General features: G+C 74.4%; 20 protein-coding genes. 10 read left to right on the forward strand and 10 right to left on the reverse strand.

Annotation, left to right across the window (positions count from 1 at the left end; genetic code table 11):
• The first annotated feature begins 20 nt into the window (after nt 1-20).
• A complete protein-coding gene (locus tag C0216_RS03990) occupies nt 21-2,108 on the forward strand; it encodes a thioredoxin domain-containing protein (RefSeq protein ID WP_162793111.1) in 2,088 nt (695 codons plus the stop codon).
• Between the two features lie 35 nt (nt 2,109-2,143).
• Here the strand turns inward: C0216_RS03990 and trhA are convergent, their stop codons facing one another.
• Nucleotides 2,144-2,830 (reverse strand): PAQR family membrane homeostasis protein TrhA, encoded by a 687-nt coding sequence (gene trhA / locus C0216_RS03995; RefSeq protein ID WP_114058439.1) that lies wholly within the window; start codon nt 2,828-2,830, stop codon nt 2,144-2,146.
• Nucleotides 2,831-3,050: 220 nt separating this feature from the next.
• Here trhA and C0216_RS04000 point away from each other — a divergent pair, with 220 nt between their 5' ends.
• Together C0216_RS04000 and C0216_RS04005 are read left to right on the forward strand one after the other, a co-directional pair.
• Entirely contained in the window at nt 3,051-4,877 is a 1,827-nt protein-coding gene (locus tag C0216_RS04000; protein ID WP_114053911.1) for a phosphoenolpyruvate carboxykinase (GTP), read from the forward strand.
• A 455-nt stretch (nt 4,878-5,332) separates the two neighbouring features.
• Complete coding sequence (locus tag C0216_RS04005; RefSeq protein WP_114053912.1) at nt 5,333-5,752, forward strand: hypothetical protein; 420 nt, start codon at nt 5,333-5,335, stop codon at nt 5,750-5,752.
• A 102-nt stretch (nt 5,753-5,854) separates the two neighbouring features.
• Here C0216_RS04005 and C0216_RS04010 read toward each other — a convergent pair whose 3' ends face one another.
• Nucleotides 5,855-6,253 (reverse strand): hypothetical protein, encoded by a 399-nt coding sequence (locus C0216_RS04010; RefSeq protein ID WP_114053913.1) that lies wholly within the window; start codon nt 6,251-6,253, stop codon nt 5,855-5,857.
• Between the two features lie 147 nt (nt 6,254-6,400).
• The gene (locus C0216_RS04015; protein WP_114053914.1) at nt 6,401-7,612 is read right to left on the reverse strand and encodes a pyridoxal phosphate-dependent aminotransferase; all 1,212 of its coding nucleotides are present in this window, start codon (nt 7,610-7,612) and stop codon (nt 6,401-6,403) included.
• Between the two features lie 351 nt (nt 7,613-7,963).
• On the opposite strand from C0216_RS04015, the gene C0216_RS04020 reads away from it, so the two are divergent.
• The 4 genes from C0216_RS04020 (at nt 7,964) to C0216_RS04035 (ending at nt 11,532) form a co-directional block, all read left to right on the forward strand.
• Nucleotides 7,964-8,197 (forward strand): hypothetical protein, encoded by a 234-nt coding sequence (locus C0216_RS04020; protein ID WP_162793112.1) that lies wholly within the window; start codon nt 7,964-7,966, stop codon nt 8,195-8,197.
• A gap of 157 nt (nt 8,198-8,354) precedes the next feature.
• Nucleotides 8,355-8,966, forward strand: a complete 612-nt coding sequence (locus C0216_RS04025) for a GNAT family N-acetyltransferase (protein WP_114053916.1) — start codon at nt 8,355-8,357, stop codon at nt 8,964-8,966.
• 197 nt (nt 8,967-9,163) lie between these two features.
• A complete protein-coding gene (locus tag C0216_RS04030; RefSeq protein WP_114058440.1) occupies nt 9,164-11,104 on the forward strand; it encodes an ABC transporter ATP-binding protein in 1,941 nt (646 codons plus the stop codon).
• The gene (locus tag C0216_RS04035; RefSeq protein WP_114053917.1) at nt 11,101-11,532 is read left to right on the forward strand and encodes a GNAT family N-acetyltransferase; all 432 of its coding nucleotides are present in this window, start codon (nt 11,101-11,103) and stop codon (nt 11,530-11,532) included. The genes C0216_RS04030 and C0216_RS04035 overlap by 4 nt, the downstream gene beginning before the upstream one ends.
• Nucleotides 11,533-11,659: 127 nt before the next feature.
• On the opposite strand, the gene C0216_RS04040 is transcribed toward C0216_RS04035, so the two are convergent.
• Entirely contained in the window at nt 11,660-12,130 is a 471-nt protein-coding gene (locus C0216_RS04040) for a nitroreductase/quinone reductase family protein (RefSeq protein ID WP_114053918.1), read from the reverse strand.
• A gap of 110 nt (nt 12,131-12,240) precedes the next feature.
• Between C0216_RS04040 and C0216_RS04045 the strand changes: the two genes are divergently transcribed.
• A complete protein-coding gene (locus tag C0216_RS04045; RefSeq protein WP_114053919.1) occupies nt 12,241-13,170 on the forward strand; it encodes a LysR family transcriptional regulator in 930 nt (309 codons plus the stop codon).
• A gap of 591 nt (nt 13,171-13,761) precedes the next feature.
• On the opposite strand, the gene C0216_RS04050 is transcribed toward C0216_RS04045, so the two are convergent.
• Nucleotides 13,762-13,956: a hypothetical protein gene (locus tag C0216_RS04050; RefSeq protein ID WP_114053920.1), complete on the reverse strand. Its 195-nt coding sequence runs from the start codon at nt 13,954-13,956 to the stop codon at nt 13,762-13,764.
• 193 nt (nt 13,957-14,149) lie between these two features.
• On the opposite strand from C0216_RS04050, the gene C0216_RS04055 reads away from it, so the two are divergent.
• The gene (locus tag C0216_RS04055) at nt 14,150-15,505 is read left to right on the forward strand and encodes a carbohydrate-binding protein (protein WP_114053921.1); all 1,356 of its coding nucleotides are present in this window, start codon (nt 14,150-14,152) and stop codon (nt 15,503-15,505) included.
• A 107-nt stretch (nt 15,506-15,612) separates the two neighbouring features.
• On the opposite strand, the gene C0216_RS04060 is transcribed toward C0216_RS04055, so the two are convergent.
• The 5 genes from C0216_RS04060 to C0216_RS04080 all read right to left on the reverse strand — a co-directional run bounded on the left by C0216_RS04060 (nt 15,613) and on the right by C0216_RS04080 (nt 22,991).
• Complete coding sequence (locus C0216_RS04060) at nt 15,613-16,623, reverse strand: YdcF family protein (RefSeq protein WP_114053922.1); 1,011 nt, start codon at nt 16,621-16,623, stop codon at nt 15,613-15,615.
• Between the two features lie 20 nt (nt 16,624-16,643).
• On the reverse strand, nt 16,644-18,215 hold the full coding sequence (locus C0216_RS04065) for an N-acyl-D-amino-acid deacylase family protein (RefSeq protein ID WP_114053923.1): 1,572 nt from the start codon (nt 18,213-18,215) through the stop codon (nt 16,644-16,646).
• A 46-nt stretch (nt 18,216-18,261) separates the two neighbouring features.
• Entirely contained in the window at nt 18,262-19,617 is a 1,356-nt protein-coding gene (locus tag C0216_RS04070) for an alanine racemase (protein WP_114053924.1), read from the reverse strand.
• A 217-nt stretch (nt 19,618-19,834) separates the two neighbouring features.
• Nucleotides 19,835-21,172: a M14 family metallopeptidase gene (locus tag C0216_RS04075; RefSeq protein WP_114053925.1), complete on the reverse strand. Its 1,338-nt coding sequence runs from the start codon at nt 21,170-21,172 to the stop codon at nt 19,835-19,837.
• A gap of 124 nt (nt 21,173-21,296) precedes the next feature.
• On the reverse strand, nt 21,297-22,991 hold the full coding sequence (locus C0216_RS04080) for a chitinase (RefSeq protein WP_114053926.1): 1,695 nt from the start codon (nt 22,989-22,991) through the stop codon (nt 21,297-21,299).
• Between the two features lie 385 nt (nt 22,992-23,376).
• On the opposite strand from C0216_RS04080, the gene C0216_RS04085 reads away from it, so the two are divergent.
• Nucleotides 23,377-24,360, forward strand: coding sequence for a hypothetical protein (locus C0216_RS04085; RefSeq protein WP_114058441.1), 984 nt, complete (start codon nt 23,377-23,379; stop codon nt 24,358-24,360).
• Nucleotides 24,361-24,445 lie beyond the last annotated feature (85 nt).

Below are 24,445 nucleotides of genomic sequence, written 5' to 3' on the forward strand. Positions count from 1 at the left end.
GGGTGCGCAAGGATGGGGGCATGCCGAACCGACTTGCGCAGGCCACGTCCCCGTATCTCCTCCAGCATGCGGACAACCCCGTCGACTGGTGGCCGTGGGAGGTCGGCGCGTTCGAAGAAGCCCGGAGGCGCGATGTCCCCGTGTTCCTGAGCGTCGGGTACAGCGCGTGCCACTGGTGCCATGTGATGGCGCATGAGTCTTTCGAGGACGACGACACTGCCGCGTACCTGAACGAGCACTTCGTGTCCGTCAAGGTGGACCGTGAAGAGCGGCCGGACGTGGACGCCGTCTACATGGAGGCGGTGCAGGCCTCGACGGGGCAGGGTGGCTGGCCCATGTCCGTGTTCATGACGCCGGACGGGGAGCCGTTCTACTTCGGAACGTACTTCCCGCCGGAGCCCCGCCATGGGATGCCGTCCTTGCGGCAGGTACTCGAAGGTGTCCACAACGCATGGACGAGCCGACGCGACGAGGTGGGCGAAGTCGCCGCGAAGATCACCAAGGATCTTGCCGGGCGGGAGCTGAGTATCGAGTCCGCAGGGTTGCCCACCGACGAGACCCAGGCCCTCTCGCTCCGCCAACTGACCCGGGACATCGACACGGCGAGCGGCTGGTTCAAGGGAGACACCAAGTTCCCGCCGTCGATGGTGGTCGAGTTCCTGTTGCGCCACCACACGCGTGCCGGTTCCGTGGCGGCGCTGGAGATGGCAGAGGGGCTCTGCGGCGCGATGGCTCGTTCGAGCCTGTACGACCAGGTGGGGGGCGGCTTCCACCGGTACGTACTCACACCGAGGAGCGGTGGACCTTTGGTTCCGCACTTCGAGAAGATGCTCTACGACAACGCGCTGCTGTGCCGTGTCTACGCGCACCTGTGGCGGGCCACCGGGTCGGATCTGGCCCGGCGCGTGGCGCTGGAGACCGCCGACTTCATGGTGCGGGAGCTGCGCACCCCCGAGGGCGGTTTCGCCTCCGCGCTCGACGCCGACAGTGAGGACCCGCGGACCGGGAAGCCCGCGGAGGGCGCGTACTACGCGTGGACGCCCGCCCAGCTGGAGGAGGTGCTCGGCGCGGAGGACGGGGCGCTGGCCGCCGCCTGCTTCGGGGTGACGCAGGAGGGGACCTTCGAGCACGGCGCCTCGGTGCTCCGGCTCCCGCAGGACGGGCCGGTCGTCGACGCCGGGCGCATCGCCGGGATCAGGCAGCGGCTGCTCGCGGCGCGCGCGGCACGGCCCGCGCCGGGCCGGGACGACAAGGTCGTCGCCGCGTGGAACGGCCTGGCGGTCGCCGCGCTCGCCGAGTGCGGGGCGTACTTCGACCGGCCGGACCTGGTCGAGCGGGCCACGGAGGCCGCCGACCTGCTCGTACGGGTCCACTTCCGGGCGGAGGACGGGCGCGCCCCGCGCCTGGCCCGCACCAGCAAGGACGGGCAGGTCGGGGCGAACGCCGGGGTGCTGGAGGACTACGGGGACGTCGCCGAGGGGTTCCTGGCGCTGGCCGCGGTGACCGGGGAGGGCGTCTGGCTGGAGTTCGCCGGGTTCCTCCTGGACCTGGTGCTGGACCGGTTCACCGCCGGGGACGGCTCCCTGTACGACACCGCGCACGATGCGGAGCGGCTGATCCGCCGGCCGCAGGACCCGACCGACACCGCCGCGCCCTCCGGGTGGACGGCCGCGGCCGGCGCGCTGCTCTCGTACGCCGCGCACACCGGCTCGGAGGCGCACCGCACGGCGGCCGAGCGGGCGCTCGGGGTGGTGCGGGCGCTCGGCCCGCGCGCCCCGCGCTTCATCGGGCACGGCCTGGCGGTCGCGGAGGCGCTGCTGGACGGGCCGCGCGAGGTGGCCGTGGTCGGCCGGGCGGACGATCCGGCGCGCGCGGAGCTGCACCGGGCGGCGCTCCTGGCGACGGCCCCCGGGGCGGTCGTGGCGGTCGGCGAGCCGGCGGCGGACGGCGGACCGGGCGCGGCCGACGGCGAGTTCCCGCTGCTGGCCGGGCGGACGCCCGTCGAGGGCAGGGCGGCGGCGTACGTGTGCCGGCACTTCGTGTGCGCGCGGCCCACGGCGGACCCGGCCGAACTCGCCGCACAGCTCGGCGGGCCGGCGGGCTCCTGACCCGCCGGCGCCCCGCCCGTCCGGCGCCCCGCCCGTCAGTGCCGGTAGGCCGCCAGCGAGATGCCGACGTAGTGCGCGACGAACGCGGCCAGCGTCAGCGAGTGGAACACCTCGTGGAAGCCGAAGAAGCGCGGTGAGGGGTTGGGCCGCTTGATCCCGTAGATGACCCCTCCCGCGCTGTAGAGCAGCCCGCCGGCCACCACGAGGACGAGGACGGCTATGCCGCCGGCGCGCAGGAAGTCGGGCAGGAAGAAGACGGCCGCCCAGCCCATCGCGATGTAGCAGGGGGTGTAGAGCCAGCGCGGGGCGCCGACCCAGAAGACCCGGAAGGCGATCCCGGCCGCGGCCGCGATCCAGACCGCCCACAGCAGCGTCCGTCCGGTGGAGGGCGGGAGGAGCAGGACGGTCAGCGGGGTATACGTCCCCGCGATGATCAGGAAGATGTTGGCGTGGTCGAGGCGGCGCAGGACCGCCTCGCCGCGCGGCCCCCAGTTTCCGCGGTGGTACACGGCGCTGATCCCGAACAGCAGGCAGGCGGTGAGCACGTACACCCCGCACGCCACCCGGGCGCGCGTGGAGTCGGTGAAGGCCATGAGGGCCAGGCCCGCCACGACGACGGCGGGGAACATCCCTGCGTGCAGCCAGCCGCGCATCAGCGGCTTGGCCTCCGGCGCGGCAGCCGCCGCAGCGGCCTCCCGCACGACTGCGGCGTCAGAAGTCATGGTCCACATGCTACCTACGGGTCCGTAGGTTTCTCATAGTGTGCTTTACGGAAGATTGACGGGAGTGGCGATGCTCACGTGAGAGGCCCCCTGGACATATGCGCACACGCACCGGATGATCAGATGAGTGCGGTCGGCACCGGATGAGCGGAGCGCGAAGCGTCCGGGTCGCAGCCCCCACGGGGCATACACCAAACGAACCCCTCAACAAGGAGCAATCGTGGCGCGCGACAACGCGGCTCCCACATCCGTCCCGACGAACCACAAGGACCTGATCGCCTGGGTCGACGAGATCGCGGCGATCACCCAGCCGGACAGCGTCGTCTGGTGCGATGGTTCCGAGGCCGAGTACGAGCGCCTGTGCGGGGAGCTCGTCGCGAAGGGAACCTTCCGCAAGCTCGACGAGACCAAGCGCCCGAACTCGTACTACGCCGCCTCCGACCCCTCCGACGTCGCGCGCGTCGAGGACCGGACCTTCATCTGCTCCGAGAAGGAGGAGGACGCCGGCCCGACCAACCACTGGAAGGCCCCGGCGGAGATGAAGGACATCTTCACCGGCGAGAACGGCATCTTCCGCGGCTCCATGAAGGGCCGCACGATGTACGTCGTCCCCTTCTGCATGGGCCCCCTCGGCTCCGAACTCTCCGCGATCGGCGTCGAGATCACCGACTCCGCCTACGTCGCGGTCGCCATGCGCACGATGACCCGCATGGGCAGCGCCGTGCTCGACGAGCTCGGCGAGGACGGCTTCTTCGTCAAGGCCGTCCACACCCTCGGCGCCCCGCTCGCCGAGGGCCAGGCCGACGTGCCGTGGCCGTGCAACACCACCAAGTACATCTCGCACTTCCCGGAGACCCGCGAGATCTGGTCCTACGGCTCGGGCTACGGCGGCAACGCCCTGCTCGGCAAGAAGTGCTACGCCCTGCGCATCGCCTCCGTCATGGCGCGCGACGAGGGCTGGCTCGCCGAGCACATGCTGATCCTGAAGCTCACCCCGCCGCAGGGCGAGGCCCGCTACGTCGCCGCGGCCTTCCCGTCGGCGTGCGGCAAGACCAACCTCGCCATGCTGGAGCCGACCATCCCCGGCTGGACGGTCGAGACCATCGGCGACGACATCGCCTGGATGCGCTTCGGCGAGGACGGCCGCCTGTACGCGATCAACCCGGAGGCCGGCTTCTTCGGCGTCGCCCCCGGCACCGGCGCGCACACCAACGCCAACGCCATGAAGACGATGTACGCCAACACCGTCTTCACCAACGTCGCGCTCACCCCGGACGGCGGCGACGTCTGGTGGGAGGGCATGACGGAGGAGCCCCCGGCCGAGCTGATCGACTGGAAGGGCAACCCCTGGACCCCGGAGTCCGGAACCCCGGCGGCCCACCCGAACGCCCGCTTCGCCGTCCCGGCCGCCCAGTGCCCGACGATCGCCCCCGAGTGGGAGGACCCCAAGGGCGTCCCGGTCTCCGCGATCCTCTTCGGCGGCCGCCGCGCCTCCGCCGTCCCGCTGGTCACCGAGTCCTTCGACTGGAACCACGGCGTCTTCATCGGCTCGAACATCGCCTCCGAGAAGACCGCCGCCGCCGAGGGCAAGGTCGGCGAGCTGCGCCGCGACCCGTTCGCCATGCTGCCGTTCTGCGGCTACAACATGGGCGACTACATGGCCCACTGGATCAAGGTCGGGGCCTCCGCGGACGCCGCGAAGCTCCCGAAGATCTACTACGTGAACTGGTTCCGCAAGAACGACGCGGGCAAGTTCGTGTGGCCCGGCTTCGGCGAGAACAGCCGCGTCCTGAAGTGGATCGTCGGCCGCCTCGACGGCACCGCCGAGGGCGTCGAGACCCCGATCGGCATCCTGCCGACCAAGGCCGCCCTCGACCTCGACGGCCTCGACATCGCCGACGAGGACCTCGACTTCCTCCTCACCGTCGACAAGGACGTGTGGCGGGACGAGGCCTCCCTGGTGCCCGAGCACCTGAACACCTACGGCGAGCACACGCCGAAGGAGCTGTGGGACCAGTACCACGCGCTCGTGGAGCGCCTGGGCTGAGCCGCAACACGCCCTGAACCAGGGCCCTTTGAACGTGGGAGTCCCCGACCAAGCGATTCCCACCGCTGTGGGAGTCCCCGACCAAGCGGTTCCCACCGCAGCCGCGGACCGTCCCGGAGAGTCTTCGTGCTCCTCCGGGCGGGCCGCGCGCACCCGCCGGCGGCGGGCCCCCGGTGCACGGGGGCCCGCCGCTCGCGCGTTCCGCCCGCTCGCCCGTTCCGCGGGCACCGCGATGCGTCCCGCGGCCCGCGGGCGGGCAGCCTGCTCCCGTCGACAGGCACTTTCACGGCGAGACGGGTGAGCGCACGGTGGCCGACCGGTCCCTCTTCGAAACGGCGTACGCATCGGCGGGTGCTGGCAGCGGGCCCGCCGGACCGTCAGGATCGTCTCCTGGGCGCGGGCGCGCAGGGCGCGGGGGCCGCGCCGGAGGCGATGGGCTGGGCGCGATGGGTGCGATGACGGCGTTGAAGCGGCACGGCCGGCTCCTCGGCCTGTCCGCGGTGGCGGCCATGCTGGTGTTCACGCCGCTGGGCCTGTACGTGTGGGGCGGCGGCGGTCCGGCCGCCGCGCCGCCGCGCGACGCGCTGCAGGACGTACGGGTCACCGGGTGCCGGGTCGACCCGGCGAGCCGGCGGGTGGTCGCCGCGGTCGAGGCCTCGGGGCGGCCCGGCGGCGCGGGGGCGTACGTGGTGACGGTGGAGTTCCGCGACGACGACGGGGCCCGGCCGGGCGGGCGCGCCGCGCAGGCCCTGGTCCGGATTCCCGGGGTGGCTCCGCAGGCCGTCGAGCGGGGCGAGGCCGTCGGGCCGGTGTGGCCGTTCGCGGCGGTGCCGTGGTGCGGGGTCGCGGGGGCGGAGTTCACCCCCGCGCCGTGACCGCGGGCGGCGGAAGGGAGCGTACGGGGATGCGCGCTCCGGGGCGGGCGTACGGCGTCATGGCTCCCGGTCCGGAGCCTCCGCGGCCCCGGACCGGGGCCGTCACAGGCGCCCGGCGAGGTTCTCGGAGAACCGGCCCAGGGCGGCGGTGTGCGCGTCCATCAGCTCGGCGGCGAGGATCGCGACGGTGGTGTCGGCGCGGGACGCGGCCACGACCAGTGCCCGGCCGGCGAGGTCGTGCGCCCGCCGGTGGAGGGCGGCGGGGTCCGCGGCGGGGTCGTGCGGCTCCCGGGCGGGGGCGGTGCCCCGCAGCCGGCCGACCTGGGCGGCGATGCGGTCGCCGGCGTCGCCCAGCCCCAGCGCGTCCGTGACGGCCAGCAGGGCGGTCAGGTGCCCGGCGAGCTGGTGGTCGAGCGCTTCGGCGCGGGTGCTGTGCGGATAGTCGGAGTGGCGGCCGCCCACACGCTGGACGACCGGCTTGGTCCGGATCGGCTCGTACATGAGTGGCCTCCCGAAAGTCAGGAGACCATCTTACATTGGATTCGTTCTAAAGTTTTTCCTGATCCTGGACCGAGGGGCGGTGGAGCGGGGCCGGACCCCTCCACCGCCCCTCGGGCGTCCCTCGACCGCGGGCGCGGCCCGCCGCCGTCAGTGCTGGCCGTAGCCGTCCAGGAACCTGCCGATCCGGGTCACGGCATCCGCCAGGTCGGGGGCGGCCGGCAGCGTCACGATCCGGAAGTGGTCCGGCTCGGGCCAGTTGAAGCCCGTCCCGTGGACCACCATGATCTTCTCGGCCCGCAGCAGGTCGAGGACCATCTGCCGGTCGTCCTTGATCTTGTAGACGGCCGGGTCGAGCCGCGGGAACAGGTAGAGCGCGCCCTTCGGCTTCACGCAGGTGATGCCGGGGATCTGCGTCAGCAGGTCGTATGCGGTGTCGCGCTGCTCCAGCAGCCGCCCGCCCGGCAGCACCAGGTCCTGGATCGACTGCCGGCCGCCCAGGGCGGTCGCCACGGCGTGCTGCGAGGGCATGTTCGCGCACAGGCGCATGTTCGCCAGGATGGTCAGGCCCTCGATGTACGAGGCGGCGTGCTGCTTCGGGCCGCACACTGCCATCCAGCCGGCCCGGTAGCCGGCGACCCGGTAGTTCTTCGACAGGCCGTTGAAGGTGAGGGTCAGCAGGTCGGGCGCGATCGCCGCGGTGTTGGTGTGCGTGGCGCCGTCGTAGAGGATCCGGTCGTAGATCTCGTCCGAGCACACGATGAGGTTGTGGCGGCGCGCGATGTCGGTGAGGCCCCGCAGCATCTCGTCGTCGTAGACGGCGCCGGTGGGGTTGTTCGGGTTGATGATCACGATCGCGCGGGTGCGGTCGGTGACCTTCCGCTCGATGTCGGCCAGGTCCGGCATCCAGTCCGACTGCTCGTCGCAGCGGTAGTGCACGGCAGTACCGCCGGCCAGCGAGACGGACGCCGTCCACAGCGGGTAGTCCGGCGCGGGGACGAGGACCTCGTCGCCGTCGTCGAGCAGCGCCTGCATCGCCATCTGGATCAGCTCGGAGACGCCGTTGCCGAGGTAGATGTCCTCGACGTCCAGCTCGATGCCCTTGGTCTGGTAGTGCTGCATGACCGCGCGCCGCGCGGACAGCAGCCCCTTCGCGTCCCCGTAGCCGTGGGCGTCGCCCAGGTTGCGGAGCATGTCCTCCAGGATCTCCGGCGGGCACTCGAAGCCGAAGGCCGCGGGGTTGCCGGTGTTCAGCTTGAGGATGCGATGACCTGCCGCTTCGAGCCGCATCGCCTCTTCGAGGACGGGGCCGCGGATCTCGTAGCAGACATTGGCGAGTTTCGTTGACTGGATCACCTGCATGACGGGAGCTTACGGGCCCTGCGCCGGGCCCGCTGGGGATTCCGGCGCAGGATCGGAGGGGGGTATGTCCCGGTTCGCGCGATGGGAAGGGCGGGGGTCTGCTGGGCCTTGGAAACGGGGGCCGCGGCCGCGCTCCACCTGCGGAATCGGTGTGTCCGCATACGCCCGGCAGGGGTGGTGTTGCGCTCGTCACCCCGCTGCCGCGCGGGGCGCCGCCGGATGCGGGCACGGCTCCTGAGTACGGCTCCTGAGTACGCGCACTCATGCGGCCGGCCCGCGCCCTGGCGGAGGGTGTCCTTCCGGGAGCAGCGGGGACGGAAAGGCAGAGCAGTGGACTTCATAGTCGGCGACATGGCGATCACCACCGTGGGAACGGACGGGGACGACCGGGCGATCGAGTTCCTGGTACGGCCCCACCGCGACGGCCGCAGCGGCGGCCGGGTGCGCAGCGAGGGCCACTTCGCCATCTACCGCGAGCACGGCCAGGGCTGGGAGGGCGCCCGCCTCGCCGTCGACCCCCAGTCCGGGAGTGTCCCCGTCGCCGCGGTCGAATGGGCCGTGGAGTTCGCCCGCGAGTACCTCTAGAAGCCCGCCTGGCGCCGCGTCAGCTGACGCGGCGCCACTGTGGACGGCGGTGCGCCCGGGTCGGCGGGAACTTGCCCGGGGGGCCGGGGCGTTGTCCCGAACGGGTGGGTCCGACCCGGCCTGCGGAGGCCTGAAGGCGATGTGCAGAATGACCCGTATGTCGATAGCGAACATCCCGCAGGCGGCCACCGCCGCAGACGCCCCGGAGATCGGCCGCAACCTGGCCCGCGCCTTCGGTGACGACCCGATGATGTGCTGGTTCTTCCCCGACGCCGCCTCGCGCGAGGAGCGCCTGGCCGAGTACTTCACCACCCTCTTCACCCGGCACTACGTCCGGCACGGCGTCTGCGAGCGCACCGCCTCCGCAGCCGCCTTCTGGGTCGCCCCCGAGGCCGGCGAGCTGGGCGTGCCCGACGTGGAGACCCAGCAGGCCCTGCTGGAGGTGCTCGGCGACCGCGCCGGGCTGTTCCGCGACGCCATCGGCGCGGCCGCCGCCCACACCCCGCAGGAGCCGCACTGGTACCTCGCGGCCATCGGCGCCGACCCCGCCGCCCGCGGCCAGGGCCACGGCGCGGCCCTGCTGCGCTCCGGCCTCGCCAAGGCCGACGCGGCCGGCATGCCCGCGTACCTGGAGTCGTCCAAGGCGGACAACCTGCCCTTCTACGAGCACTTCGGCTTCACCGTCCGCGAGGAGATCGCCCTCCCCGGCGGCGGCCCCACCCTGTGGGCCATGTGGCGCGAGCCGCAGCAGGCGGCCGGCGCCGCCTGACCCCGCCGCGCCCCGGCGCACACGCGGGCGGCCCGGCGTCGCGTTCCGTAAACGCTTGGACGCGGAACGTGTCCCCACGGGACACTGCCTGTCTGCCCGCCCCCCGCACCGCCGCCCGGCACCGCGGGGCTTCCGGGGCGACGGCCTCGCCCGGGAAGGCGGCCGGTGGGCTGCCGGTACGACACCCCGGGGTGGCGATGGGACCGTCCGCAACACGTTCCGCACCGCGCGGGGCGCCACCGGGCCGCGGCCCGGTGGCCCTCGCGCTCCGTTACTACGGCAGGGAGCTGGCCCGGCTCCGCCGGTTCGCGCTCCCCGCGATGCTGCTGCCGGCGCTCGGCAACATCGGCGTCAACTACCTGGCGCCGCTGGTCGTCGCCAAGCTCGTCGGCCGCATCGCCGACGGCGGCGCCGGCCTCTCCGCGAGCCTGCCCTACGTGCTCGGCTTCGCCGGCGTCCTGCTCCTCGCGGAGGCCCTGTGGCGGCTCGGCGTGCACTGCCTGAACCGGCTCGACGCCCTCGGCATCGAACGGCTCTACGTGATCGGCGTGGACGAGTTGTTCGCGAAGGACGCCGCCTTCTTCCACGACAACTTCGCCGGGTCGCTGACCAAGCGGGTCCTCGGCTTCGCCTCCCGCTTCGAGGAGTTCGTCGACACCCTCGCGTTCGCCGTCGTCGGCCGGTTCGTGCCGCTGCTGTTCGGGTCGGTCGTGCTGTGGCAGTACGAACCGCTGCTCGTCGCCGGGCTGCTGACGATGATCGCCGTCACCGCCGTGTGCGTGGCACCGCTCGTCCGCCGCCGGCAGGCGCTCGTCGACCGGCGCGAGGCGGCCATCGCCCGCGTCTCCGGGCACGTCTCCGACAGCCTGGCCAACATGGACACCGTCCGCGCGTTCGCCGCCGAGCGGCGCGAGGCCGAGGAGCACCGGTCGCGGGTCGCGGAATCGCGCCGGCTCACCCTGCGGGCCTGGGACTACGGCAACCTCCGCATCGACACGGTCGTCGCGCCGATGTCCGTCCTGACCAACGCCCTCGGCCTGCTCATCGCGGTCGCCGTCGTCGGCGGCAGCGTCGCCGCCGCGGGCGGCGGGGGCGGCACCGGACAGGGCGTGGAGGCCGTCGTCGTCGCCTTCACCTACTACAGCAACGCCACCCGCATCATGTTCGAGTTCAACCAGATCTACCGCCGCCTGGAGCGGTCGATGACGGAGGCCGCGCAGTTCACCGAGCTGCTGCGGGAGCCGCCGACCGTCCTCGACCCGGCGGAGCCCGAGCCGGCGCCGCCGCCGCGGGCCGCGGACGTCCGCTTCGAAGGCGTCACCTTCGCCCACAAGGGCGCCCGGCCGCTCTTCGAGGAACTCGACCTGGCCGTGCCCGGCGGCGCCAGGTTCGGGCTCGTCGGCCGGTCCGGCGGCGGCAAGAGCACCCTGACCAGGCTGCTGCTGCGGATGACGGACGTCGACGGCGGCCGCATCCTCGTCGGCGGCCGCGACATCAGCCGGCTGCGCCAGGCCGACCTGCGCAGCCTGATCGCGTACGTGCCGCAGGACCCGGCCATGTTCCACCGCACCCTCCGCGAGAACATCGCCTTCGCCCGCCCCGGCTCCACCGACGCGGAGGTCCGGCGCGCGGCCGAGGCCGCACACGTCACCGAGTTCGCCGACGTGCTGCCCGACGGCTTCGACACGCTCGTCGGCGAGCGCGGCGTCAAACTGTCCGGCGGGCAGCGGCAGCGGGTCGCGCTCGCCCGCGCCATCCTGCGCGACGCGCCGATCCTGCTGCTCGACGAGGCGACCAGCGCCCTCGACTCCGAGAGCGAGATCCTCGTCCAGGAAGCGCTGTGGCGGCTCATGGCCGGGCGCACGGCCCTCGTCGTCGCGCACCGGCTCAGCACCGTCGCCGCCATGGACCGGCTCATCGTCCTCGACCGCGGGCGGATCGTCGAACAGGGCCGCCACGAGGAACTGCTCACCTCCGGCGGCGCCTACGCGCGGCTGTGGCGGCACCAGTCGGGAGGCTTCCTCGGCGGCGCGGACGGCGGCGGCGGTGGCGGCGGCCCGGAGGACCGCGGCCCGGCGGACGGCGGCCGCAGCGGCGCGGACGCCCCGGCCGACGGCCCGGGTACCGTGGGCCGATGAAGATCATCGACCTGGAGCCGGGCGACCCGCGGCTCACCGCCGACCTGCTGCCCGTACTGCGGGAGCTGCGCCCGCACCTGACCGCCGACCTCTTCGCCGAGATCCACGCCGAGGGCCACCCGCAGGGCCTGCGCTTCAGCGCGGCCTACGAGGACGGGGGCGCGTGTGTCGGCGCGGCCGGGTGGCGCATCGTCGCGAACACCGTCGACATCCGCCGCCTGTACGTCGACGACCTCGTCACCGCCGCCCGCGCCCGCTCCCGGGGCGTGGGCCGCGCCCTGCTCGCCCACCTGGAGGAGCGGGCCCGCGCGGCCGGCTGCCGCCTCCTGGACCTCGACTCGGGCACGCACCGCACCGGGGCGCACCGCTTCTACCTCCGCGAGCGGTTCGACATCGTCGCGTTCCACTTCGCCAGGGAACTCGACTAGCGAGTGCCTCCAGCTGACGCCCCCACCCGCGCTCCGGCAGAGGCCGGATCCCTCGGCGGGGTCCGGCCCCCTCGTGCGCCCGCAGTCGTGCGCGTGCGGCCGCATGAGAACCGCCGGGGAGGCGGGGCTACGCCGGCCGCGGTGCGCGGACGGGTTCCAGGATGACGAGCGGGATGGTGCGGGCCGGGCGGGCCCTGGCCTGGTAGTCCTCCAGGGCGGGCCAGAGGCCGGCCAGGGCCGGCCAGTAGACCTCGCGCTCGTCCGCTCCGGCCGTGCGGGCCAGGGCCGGCGCGATGTCCGGGCCGACCTGGACGCGGACCTCCGGGTGCGCGGCCAGGTTCCGGTACCAGTCCGGGTGCGCGGGGGCGCCCCACGCGGCCGCGGCGACGACCAGGCGCGCCTCGTCCTCGGTGTAGATGAGGGGCGTGCGGGTGGTGCGGCCGGTGCGGCGGCCGACGGTGGTGAGCAGGAGCGTGGGCACGCCGTGCCAGAGCTGGCCGTCCTGGCCGCCGGTGGCCGCGTAGTCGCGGACGTGGTCGCGGACGGAGCCGGGGCGCGGATCTGCGGGGTGGTCCCAGTCGACGGTGATCGTCTGCATGCTGTGCCTCCGAGTAGCGGACCCCGGGAGCGTCAACGATCCTCCGGCGGATCCGGATACGGTCGTCCCACCCGTAGCGCAAGCGAGGTGGTCTGGACCAAGCTCTTTGCATGGATCTGGAGTTGAGGCATCTCAAGGTCATCCGGGCGGTCGCGGACGCCGGGAGTCTGACCCGCGCCGCGACCCGGCTCGGACTCGCCCAGCCGGCCCTCAGCACCCAGCTCAGACGGATCGAGCGGGCGCTCGGCGGGGCGCTGTTCGTCCGCGGACGGGACGGCGTACGGGCCACCGCGCTCGGCGAACTCGTCCTGGACCGGGCACGGGTCCTGCTGCCCGCGGTGTGCGAACTCCAGGAGGAGGCCACCCGGTTCGCCCGCCAGGGCACCGCCGGCCACCGCATCGGCGGGACGCACGGGCCGCTGCTCGGCGGGCTCGTCGACCGGCTCGCCCGGCAGGACCCCGGGGTGCCGGTGACGACCCACACCTCCTGGTCGGAGCGCGAGATCGCCGGATCCGTCGCCGACGGGCGGCTCGACTTCGCGCTGATCGGCGTGTGCGGGGAGAGCCCGCCGCCGGAGCCGGGGCGGCTCGCGTGGATGGAGGTCGCGCGGGACCCGGTGCACGTGATGCTCGCCGAGGACCACCCGCTGGCGCGGCGGGCCGAGATCGAGCTGACCGAGCTCGCGGCGGAGGCGTGGACCGACGTGCCGGGGGACGGGTGCTTCGGGGACTGCTTCGCCGCGGCGTGCGTGCGGGCCGGGTTCACGCCGGCCTGCGTGTACGAGGCGGACACCGCCTCCTGCGTGCATCTGGTGCAGGTGGGGCGGGCGGTGGGGTTGTGCCGGGCGACGTTCCCGGCGACCCCGGGGGTGGCCACCCGGCCGCTGGCCGGGACCCCGCTGGTGTGGCGGCACCTGCTGGGCTGGCACCCCGCCGGGCGGGCCGCGGCCCGCGCCGCCCACGTCCTGGCCCAGGCCCGCGCGGCCCACGCCGAGGCGATGACCCGCGCCTCGCCGACCCCCACGGCGGTGCACCCCTGATTCCGCCGCGGGATCCCGCACACCCCTGACCCCGGGAGGGCCCGGGCTCCGCCCGGTGCCGCGCCTCAAACGCCGGCGGGGCTGGTCTTGGCGGCGGCGGGTCGGGGTCGGCCGGGTGCCGGGGTGTCGCGGGCTCTGCCCGGACCCGCGCCTCAAACGCCGGCGGGGCTGGGGTGGGTCGGCGTCGGCCGTTGACGTGGGACGGTGCCGGGTGTCGCGGGCTCTGGCCGGGCCGCGCCTCAGGCGCTGGCGGGGCTGGAGTCGGCCGGCGTCGGCCGTTGGCGTGGGCTGGGCGGCCTGCGGGGCCGGGTGCGGGGCGCGGCGCGGCGGGGTCCGTTGGCACCGGGGGTGTGCGGGCTCCGGCCGGGGCCGCGCCTCAGGCGCCGGCGGGGCTGAGTCGGTCGGCGTCGGCCGTCGGCTTGTGTGTGGCCGAGGAGGCCGGAACCGCCTCGCGGGCTTCCCCGGCCGGGCGCGGCGACCTACGGCCCTGCCGGCGAGGGGGCCGCACGGGGTGGGTGTCGGGCCCGTTCCCCGGCTCGGGGCCGGTGGGCGGGCGGGGCCCGCCCCCGCGGGGGCGGGCCGGGGCCGCAGCTACGGGAGGTAGCGTTCGATGACCCTCGGGCCTTCCTTCTCGATCAGCTTCCGGGCCTTTTCGACCCGCTCCGGAGTCGGGTCGGCGCCCGTCGCCATGACGAGGTCCTCGGGGTCGTACGCCCGCTCCCCACCCGTGAACAGCTTCGACGAAGGGGTCACGGACTCACGCTGCTGGTCCGATTCTGTTCCCATCGGTTGCCTCCTAGGAGTACCTGCCTGGTGCCCCCATCCTCCGGCCGCACCCCCATGAACGCACGTTGGCGCCCGGCGCCCGCCCCCGCCCGGCCGGGCATAACACCGGGGGAGGGGCCAACCGGCAGTACCCGCAAGCCTGTTGGGGTCCCTACGGTTTCCGCATCCCCGCCGAAGACCGAAGGGACCCCCCATGCCCAAGCGACACGCCCGGTCGGCGTGTACCGCCCTGGCCGCGGCCGGCCTGCTGCTCGCCGCAGCCGTCGGGACGGCCGCCGCCGAGCCGGCGGCCCGGACCGCCCCGGTGCCGACCGCCGCCGAGACCCTGCGCACCGCCGAGGCGCAGCCCGAGCTGCTGGCCGCCATGCAGCGCGACCTCGGGCTGAGCCCGGACCGGGCCAGGGCCCGCCTCGCGCACGAGGCCGAGGCCGGTGCCGCCGCCGCCCGCCTGCAGAGCCGCCTCGGCCCCGCCTTCGCCGGCGCCTGGGTCGACGGCTCGGACACGGCCGCCCTGTCCGTCGCCACGACCCGCGCCTCCGACGCGGCCGCGATACGCGCCGCCGGCGCCCGGCCGGTCGTCGTCACCCGCTCCCTCGCCTCCCTCGACGCCGCGAAGGCCGCCCTCGACCGGGCCGCCACCCCCGGGACCCCGGTGCGCTACGTCGACCCCCGCACCAACACCCTCGTCGTCGAGGAGGCCGAGCCCGGCGCCGCGGCCCGCCTGCTCGCCGCGACCGGAACCGACACCTCCCTCGTCACCGTGGTGCCGACCGCGCAGGCCCCGCGCCCGCTGTACGACCTGCGCGGCGGCGACGCGTACTACATGAACGGCAGCGGCCGCTGCTCCGTCGGCTTTCCGGTGACCCGCGGCACCACCCACGGCTTCGCCACCGCCGGGCACTGCGGCCGGGCCGGGACGACGACGACCGGCTTCAACCGGGTCGCCCAGGGCTCCTTCCAGGCGTCGGTGTTCCCCGGCAGTGACATGGCCTGGGTCGCCGCGAACACGAACTGGACGGCCACCCCGTACGTCAAGGGCAGCGGCGGCGCGAACGTGCAGGTCACCGGCTCGGTCCTGCAGCCCGTCGGCGCGTCGGTCTGCCGCTCGGGCTCCACGACCGGCTGGCACTGCGGCACCATCCAGCAGCACAACACCAGCGTCACCTACCCCGAGGGCACCATCTCCGGCGTGACCCGCACGACGGTGTGCGCCGAGCCCGGCGACTCCGGAGGCTCCTACATCTCCGGCAGCCAGGCGCAGGGCGTCACCTCGGGCGGCTCCGGCAACTGCTCCAGCGGCGGCACCACCTTCTTCCAGCCGCTGAACCCGATCCTCTCCGCCTACGGGCTGACCCTGAAGACCACCGGCGGCGACCCGGGCCCCGGCCCCGGCGACCCCGAGCCGGGCGGCACCTGGAAGGCCGGCGCCGTCTACACGGCCGGCGCGACCGTCACGTACGGCGGCGCGAGCTACCGCTGCCTGCAGGGCCACCAGGCCCAGACGGGCTGGGAGCCGCCGAACGTCCCCGCGCTGTGGCAGCGCCTCTGACACGCCTCCCCGCGTGAGGACGGGGCGGGTGGCCCGCGGCTGCCAAGGGGGGAGCCGCGGTGCACCCGCCCCGTGCCCCCTTCTCCGCCCCGCTCCGCCCCCTCCCGCTACACCGCCAGCGCCGCCACCGCAGTCGCCGCCGCGATCGCCCCGCAGACCACCAGGTTGACCACCCGGTGCTCCCAGAAGACGGCGACGAACTCGCGGATGGTGGCGCTCGGCCAGAAGTAGCGGGCGGTCGGCGAACCGACCACCTGCCCGTTCACGCCCGCCTTCCGTGCCGTCATCGCGGCGCGGAAGGCGTGGAAGTTGTTGGTGACGACGACGCACCGGTAGTCCGGACCGGCCTCCGCCTCCATCACCTCCCGGCTGAAGGCGAGGTTCTCGTCCGTCGTCCGGGAGCGGTCCTCCAGCCGTACGAGCTCGGGCGCCGCGCCCTGCGCGAGCAGCCAGTCCGCCATCGCCCGCGCCTCGGGGACCTTCTCGTCCGGTCCCTGACCGCCCGACGCCAGCAGCAGCGGCACCCGCCCGCCGCGCGCCGCCTGCGCGGCCTGGAGCCGCAGGCCCTTCTCCAGGCGGGAGGCCAGCAGCGGCGGCACCCGCTCGCCGCCGAGCAGGCCGGAGCCGAGGACCACCACGAAGTCGACGTCGCCGCGGACCGGGGTGCGCCCGTACAGGAAGGCGTACGCGAGGAAGCACACGAACAGGAACGAGACGTAGGCGACGAGCAGCACCAGCCCGCCGACGGCCGCGTCCATCGCGGGCGAGCCCCGGTCGGCGACGTACGCGACGAGCGCGATCAGCCCGAGGATCCCCGTCCCGGCGGCCAGCGACAGCAGGTTGGCGGGGCTGCGGCCCTCCCGCCGGAGCATCGTGATGCCGTTGCCGACGAGGAAGCCGGCGAGCGCGAGCGTGCCCAGCGCCGGCACGAGCAGGACCAGCGCCACCGCGACGACCCCCAGCAGCGGCGGCAGCGACGGGATCAGGAACAGCACCCCGATCGAGGCCCATATGAGGGTCAGGCCCAGCAGGACGGCGTTGCGGAAGCGCCGGCGGTCTGCCCACACACTCACCAGGAACAGCAGCAGCAGGACGGCCGCGGGCGCGAAAGCGATCATGCGCCCCAGCGTACGGCGCGTCAGCGCCCCCGGAACGGGGTGCGGCGCACCGCCCGCCCCGCCAGGACCCCGGTGCGCCGGCCCTCCCGCATCACGAACCGCCCGTCGACCAGGACGTGCGGGATTCCGGCGGGCAGCGCCCGCGGGTCCGCGTACGACGCGCCGGCGGCGACCGTCTCCGGGTCGAACAGCACCAGGTCGGCCCGGTACCCCGCCCGCACCAGCCCGCGGTCCGGCAGCCGCAGCCGGGCCGCCGGCCGGCCCGCCAGGTGCGCCACGCACTCCTCCAGCGACAGCACGCCCAGCTCGCGCACGTACCGGCCCAGGTAGTGCGGGAAGGTGCCGTACGCCCGCGGGTGCGGCTTCGCGCCCCACAGGATGCCGTCGGAGCCGCCGGTGTGGACGCGGTGCCGCATGACCTCCCGCACGTTGCCCTCGTGTCCCACGTGCTGCAGGACGGTCGCCCCGAGCCGGTCGGCCAGCAGCAGCCGCCGCGCCTCCTCCCAGCCGCGCAGCCGCCGGCCCACCCACGCGCCGTTCGCCGGGTCCGCCGTCCCCGACACCTCCACCGCCGACCAGTCCACCGGCACGCCGTGGCAGCCGTCCGAGCCGTCGGCCTCCATCGTGTGGCGGATCCGCTCCGCCTCCGCGCCGTCGGCCAGCCGCGCCAGCAGCGCCCGGGGTCCGCCCGCGGCCGCCCAGCCCGGCAGGAGCGCGGCGAGCGTGGTGCAGCCCGGTGTGTACGGGTAGCTGTCGAGGGTGATGTCGGCGCCGCGGTCCAGCTCCGCGTCCAGCAGCGCCAGCAGCTCGGGCGCGCGGCCCGCGTTCTCCGGGAAGTTCATCACGGCGTGCGCCAGGTGCAGGGCGCAGCCCGCCTCCCGGGCCAGGGCGACGACCTCCGCGTACGCGTCGAGCGCGCCCCGCCCGTACGAGCGGTGGTGCGGGCACCAGTAGCCGCCGTACGCGGCGACGACCCGGCACAGTGCGGCCAGTTCGCCGGCGGAGGCGTACATGCCGGGCGCGTAGGTGAGCCCGGACGACATGCCGACCGCGCCCTGCGCGAGGCCCTCGGCGACCAGGGCGCGCATCCGGTCGAGCTCGGCGGGCGCGGCGGGCCGGTCCTCCCAGCCGACGGCGTACGCGCGCACGGTGCCCTGCGGGACGAGGTAGGCGGCGTTGACGGCGATGCCCGTGCGGTCGAGGCGGTCCAGGTAGCCGCCGACGGTGCGCCACGTGAAGTCGGCGTCCTCGCCGGGCCCGTTCCAGCCGGTGATCGCCGCCCGCACCTCGGCGAGGGTGCGGTCGTCGGCGGGTGCGTAGGAGAGGCCGTCCTGGCCGAGGACCTCCAGGGTGACGCCCTGGGCGGCCTTGGCGGTGTGGTCGGGGTCGTGGAGCAGCGCCAGGTCGCTGTGGGCGTGCATGTCGGTGAACCCGGGGGCCAGGGCCAGCCCGGCGGCGTCGACGGTCAGCCGGCCGCCGGACCGGATCCGGCCGATCCCGGCGATCCGGCCCCCGTGCACGGCGACGTCGGCCGTGTACGGGGGCCCGCCCGTGCCGTCGACGACGAGGGCCCCGCGGAACACCAGGTCCATGCCCTGCCCCCCCGGGTGAGCGGATCGGGTGCGGTGGCGGCGCCGTTCAGAAGAAGGTGCGGACCAGTTCCGTGACGGTGCCGTCGGGCCCGGTCACCGGGATCAGCGGCCACTTCTCGAAGATCGTGCAGGGGTGCGCCATGCCGAGCGCGACGCGGTCGCCGACCTCCAGCGCGGCGCCGGGCGCCGTCTCCAGCCAGGCGTGCTGGTCGGACAGCTTCACGACGGTGATCCCGGTGCCGGGCCGCTCGGTGCCGTCGGCGCCGCGCACGGCGAGCACCTCGGGCAGGCCGAGGTCGTAGGCGATGTCGCGCTTGCCGGCGTTGACGAAGGCCTGGCCGGGGGTGGGCCGGGAGACGACCTGGGTCCACAGGCGGAAGGCCGGCAGGAGGCCGCCCTCCTCGGGGTGCCGGTTGAAGGGGGTGAGGCCGGAGTACCAGCCGTGGTCGTGCGAGACGTACGCGCCGGAGCGCAGCAGCCGCTGCACGGGCAGGGAGAGCTCGGGGATGCCGGCGAAGACCTCGGCGACCGCGTCGAACCACTCGCTGCCGCCGGCGCTGACGACGATCCGCTCCAGCCCGGTGCCCTTGAACAGCCCGGCGGCGTCGAAGTCGGCGGCGAGGGCGACGAGCCGGCGCAGCCACTCGCGGACGCTGTCGGCGTCGGCGCCGGGCATGGTGGCCTCGTAGCCGGCGACGCCGGCGAGCCGCAGGGTCGGCGCGGCCGCTACGGCGCGGGCGACCTCCAGGCACTCGGCCGCGGTGCGCACCCCGGTGCGGCCCTCGGCGCCGGCGCCGAGTTCCACGACGACGTCGACGGGGCGGGTGGTGCGGCCGGCGAGGGCGGCGTCCATGAGGGCGACCCCGCGGACGGAGTCGACGTACGCGACGAACTCGAACTCCGGGTCGGCGGCGAGCTCCGCGGCGACCCAGTGCAGGGCGGGGGCGTCGACGAGCTCGTTGGCGAGGAAGATCCGGCGGATGCCGAAGGCGCGGCAGACGCGGGCCTGGTGCGGCATGGCGACGGTGATGCCCCAGGCGCCCAGCTCCAGCTGCCGCTCGAAGAGGCGGGGGGCCATGCAGGTCTTGCCGTGCGGGGCGAACTCCAGGCCGTGCCGGTCGCAGAACGCGGCGAGCGCGGCCAGGTTGTGGTCCAGGGCCTCGCCGTCGAGGGTGAGGACGGGGGTGGTGAAGCCGCCGGTGTGCAGGTCGCGGTGCTGGGTGGCCAGCTCGCCGACGGTGAGCCCGGCGCCCGCGGCGTCCGGCGGGAGGCCCTTGAAGCGGTGGTCGACCCGTTCGCGGTCGAGTTCCCGCACCGCCTCCCGGACCGTCGTGCGGGCCGGCTGCCCGCCCGTTGCGGGGACCGGGTGCGGCTGCTGCCCGGCTGCCTCGGCGCTGGCCATGCGGATTCCTCCTCGCGCTGCGCCGGCCGCCGCGTCGGGCGGGCGGCCGGGGCGGCTGCTGTTCGGTGCTGTCTTACCTCCCCGAGGACGGCGGGGCAACGCCGGGCGGTTCCGGGCGCGGCGCGCGGGCGGCGGCGCGGCGCGGGCGCAGGCGCGGGCGGGGGCGTCCCGGTGAGGGGGTGCCCCCGCCCGCGCGGGGGCGGGGCGGGGGGCCGTGTCAGGCGGTGCAGTACTGCGCTTCCTTGCCGATGGAGCGGTACATGCAGTCGGCGTTCTCCAGGAGCTGGAGGACGGCGTCGCGGTTGCGGGAGGTCTCGCGGTCGATCACCTCGTCGGGCGGGTAGAAGCCGCCGCCGCCGAAGCCGGACGGGTACATCTCGAAGGTGTAGCCGAAGATCTTCTGGCTGCCCCACAGCCAGTCGTCGATCGAGCCGTCCGTGATGTAGAGGTCGCTGGACTGCTCGGGCGTGTAGCCGTTGCTGTTCGCCATGCGGGTGCCGACGGTCTTGAAGACGGCGTGGTCGTCGGCGGTCAGGCCGGGGGCGGTGTCGTTGTACGTCCACCCGTACGGCCAGAGCACGAGCTCGCTGTAGGTGTGGAAGTCGATGGCGGCCTTGATCTGCTGCTTGCCGCCGACGACGCGGCTGCGGACGAAGTCGGAGACGGCCTTCACCTCGGGTGCCGACTCGGGGGCGGAGCCGCGGTAGGTCTCGGAGCCCTTGCTGCCGCTGGAGCCGCCGCAGCAGCCCCACTTGTAGTTCCAGTTCCGGTTCTCGTCGGTGCCGACGTAGGAGGAGCCGGAGTTCGGCTGGCGGTTCTTGCGCCAGGAGCGGTAGGAGCCGGTGGCGATGTCGTACTCGCCGCCGTCGGGGTTGAGGTCCGGGATGATCCAGATCTCGCGGCTGTCGACCATGCGGGTGACGCGGGCGTCGGTCCCGTAGGTGGAGCCGAACTCCTTGAGCAGGTAGAGCGCCATCTCGACGGTGAGGTGCTCGCGGGCGTGCTGGTGGTGCGTGAAGAGGACCTCGGGCTCGTTCTCGTCGGCGGCGACGTTGTCGCTGATCTTGATGGCGACGATGTCGCGGCCCTGGTACGACCTGCCGATCACCCGCTTGCTCATGATGGCGGGGTACTGGGCGATGCGCTGGTCGATCTCGGCGCTCATCTCGGCGTAGTTGTGGTAGCGGGAGTCCGCGGACGGGAAGTCCGCCGGGCCCGCCTGGACGCCGCGCTCGGAGCGGTCGGGCGGGCCGCCGAGGGGGGTGAGCTCGTGGCCGAGGCGGCGCAGGGCCTTCGCCTGGAGGGGGTCGGCGCTGACGACGACCGAGCGGGCGTCGACCTCGTCGATGGAAACACCCGTACGGAGCAGGGCCGTTCGCTCGGCCGGAGTCGCCGGGCCCTTGATCTCGTACTGGGTGACGGACTCGTCGAGGGTGGCGGTGGAGGGGCTGGGCGGTGGGGCCGCCGTCGCGCTCATGCCGTAGGCGGGTGCGCCGAGCGCCAGGGCGAGCAGGGCCGCCGTGACGGCGGCCCTGCGTCGTGTGTGGAGCCGCATGCGTTCTCCTGGGTGGGGAGGTGGGGGTAGCCGTGCGGACGGGCACAGCGTGCTCTTGTGGCATGTCCAGGTCAAGAACCGGAAATCGGCCAGATTCCTTCGAAGCCACCCCCACTGGTACCGCCTACGGCAGACTGTGAACCTTCGGACCCACCGCGTTGGACCAGGCGTTGCCCGCCTTGGCGTCCCAGTTCGTCGACCAGGTCATCGCCCCGCGCAGCCCCGGGTACGTCTTCGACGGCTTGAAGGTCCCGCAGTTGGTGCCCCGGGTCAGGCAGTCCAGGGCGTTGTTGACGACCGTCGGCGAGACGTAGCCGCTGCCCGCTCCGCTCGGGGAGGCCGGCACGCCGATGCCCACCTGCGAGGGGTCGAGGCCGCCCTCCAGCTGGATGCAGGCCAGCGCGGTGAGGAAGTCGACCGAGCCCTGGGAGTACACCCTGCCGTCGCAGCCGTTCATCGAGCCGCTGTTGTAGTACTGCATGTTGACGACGGTGAGGATGTCCTTGATGTTCAGCGCCGTCCGGAAGTAGCTGCCCGAGGTGGACTGCATGTCGATGGTCTGCGGGGCCATCGTGATGACGAGCGAGGGCCCGGCCTTCGCCGACAGGGCGCGCATCGCCTGGGTCATGTAGGTGGGGTTGAGGCCGTTCTCCAGGTCGATGTCGATCCCGTTGAAGCCGTACTCCCGCATCAGGGCGTAGGCGGAGTCCGCCAGGTTCGCGGCGGAGGCCGCGTCGTTCACGGTGATCGTGCCCTTCTCGCCGCCGATGGAGAGGATCACCGACTTGCCGGCCGCCTTCTTCGCGGCGATGTCGGCCTTGAACCGGTCGACGGTGTAGCCGCCGAGGCCCGCGCTGTCCAGGTTGAAGGTGATCGCGCCGGGCGTCGCCGTGGCGTCGGCGAAGGAGACGGCGATGATGTCGTACTGCGGCGACACGTCGGAGAGCCGCTGGACAGCCGCGCCGTTGTCGAAGTTCTGCCAGTAGCCCGTCAGGGCGTGCCGCGGCACCGGCGGTCCGGGGGTGCCCGGGTCGCCGCCGGTCGTCGTGCCGGTCACCGGCGCCGACTGCGGCCCCTCCCCGGCCGCGTTGTACGCGCTCACCCGGAAGGAGTACGAGGTCGAGGCGGCGAGCCCGGTGATCTGCGCGGGCGGGCCGGAGACCGTCCGCACGCGGACGCCGTCCTGGTAGACGTGGTAGCCGGCGGCCCCGCCGACCGCGTCCCACGACAGGGTGAGGGAGTTCGCGCTCTGGCCGGAAACGGCGGCCCCCGCCGGGGCGCCCGGCAGCGACGGGCCGGGGTCCGTCGGGCCGCCGCCGTCGGGGCCGACCACGCTGAACTCGTCGACGGCGTAGCCCGGCTGGCCGTACCAGCCGTGCGCGTACACGGTGACCTGCGTGGTGTTCGGGCCGGTGGTGAAAGTGGCCGACAGGCGCTGCCAGCCGCCGCCCGACCCGGGCGTCCAGGCCGACACGTCCTGCGTGCCGGTGCCGGAGGCGCCGACGTACACGTACGAGCCCTGGACCTGCGCGGCGATCGTGTACGTCGAGTTCGGCTTGACCGTGACGGTCTGGCTGCACCGGGCGTTGTCCAGGCCCGACGGCGCCGCGCGCAGCGCGGCGGCCCCGGTGTGGGCCGGGCCGGAGGCGGTGGCGCTGCTGCCGGGGCTGCAGGTCCAGTGTGTGAGCCCGGACTCGAAGCCGCCGTTGCGGGCGACGTCGACGTCTGCGGCCCGGGCGGTGCCGGCGGACAGGGCGGTCAGGCCGCCGGCGGTGAGGGTCGCGGCGCCCAGCAGGGCGAGTGCGCGTAAGCGGTTCACGAGGACTCCGTGGGGGGAGTAGGGGAGGTGAACAGGGATGCGGAAGGGGGGCGCGGGAGGCCGTGGAGCGGCGGTGGGGGGCCGGCACTTCAACTTGGTCCAGACCAATCGTGCTGTCAATGGTCTTTGCAGTGTGGCTTGAACTGATCGGCCGCCCGATCCCGGTTGTCCGGGTTTCCGGCCACCTGCGACCGGTCCGCACCGCACGGGAATTCCCAAGGCCCTGCCCCGCCAGGGGAGACGCGGATATGGTGCTGGGGCACGGGGGAAAGCAGGTCGGCCGTTTGCGGTCGCGCAGGCCGCCGCGGCCGCCGCGGCCGTTCGGGGGCACCGTCCGGCGGAAGCCGGGGGAGGCGCGGTGCACGGGGTGAACAGGGGGATGCGCATGCCGGTCGCCATTGCCGTCACCAGCGCCGATCTGGTGCTGCCGGCCCCGGACCGGCACACCCCGCCGGCCGCCGTCCTCACCCCGCCCGACCGCATCGGCCTCGAAGACGCCCTCGCCGAGACCGCCTCCCTGCTGGAGCGGCACAGCCACGTCCTGGCCGTCGTACCGCCCTGGCTGCCGGCCGCGACCGTCCGCCGGCTGCGCACCGTCCGCGCCATCCTCGAAACCGACCGGATCGCGCTCCTCGACGTCGACCTGCCCCCGCTGGGCACCGCCCTGCTGGTCCGCCAGCTGCGCCAGCTCGCCGTCTGCGACTTCAGCCCCGGCGTCGTCGCCGCGGCCGCCCGCCTGCTCTCCCACTACGTCCACACCGGAGCCGTCCTCGGCTCCGTCGCCCGGCTCGACCGGGTCGACGTCAGCCTCAAGGCGCACGCCCGCTCCTGGTCCCCCGGCGCCCAGTTCGCCGTCCTCGCCCACCCCGTACCCCACCTGGCCCGCCTCGGCCAGGCCGCCGCCGCCGGATCCGGGAGCCGCCGGGCGCACGGCGCGGGCGGCCGCGGCCGGTCCCGCAAGGCCCCGGCCGCGGCGGGCGCCCTCCCCGAGGGCATGCCGCCCGGACCGGCCTACGCCACCCAGCTGACCTTCGCCCGCGGCCAGCTCTCCTCCGACTGGGTGACCGCCGCACTCGCCCCCGCCTGGCAGGTCCAGGGCGTCATGGAGAACCCGCTCCCGGCCGACTCGCCCGCCTGGTGGGGCACGCCGAAGCTCGTCGAGTTCGCCGCCGGCATCCCCGACCTGTCCGTCCTCTACCAACTCGTCGCCTCGGTACGCCGCGAGGAGTGCCGCTGGTGCGGCCTGGAGCTCATCGGCGACCGCTGCGGCTTCTGCGCCGCCCCGCTCCACGCACCGCCGCCGCCCGCCGCGGAGGCCGCCGCCCGCCCGGGCGCCCGTACGAGCGCCCGCACCGGCACCGCACGCTGAGCGGCCGGCCGCCCCGCCGGCCCCGCCGCCCGCCGAACCGCCGCCCCACCGGCACCGCACCACCGCCCCACCGCCCCACGACCGA

The organism is Streptomyces globosus, assembly GCF_003325375.1.
Taxonomy (GTDB): domain Bacteria; phylum Actinomycetota; class Actinomycetes; order Streptomycetales; family Streptomycetaceae; genus Streptomyces; species Streptomyces globosus_A.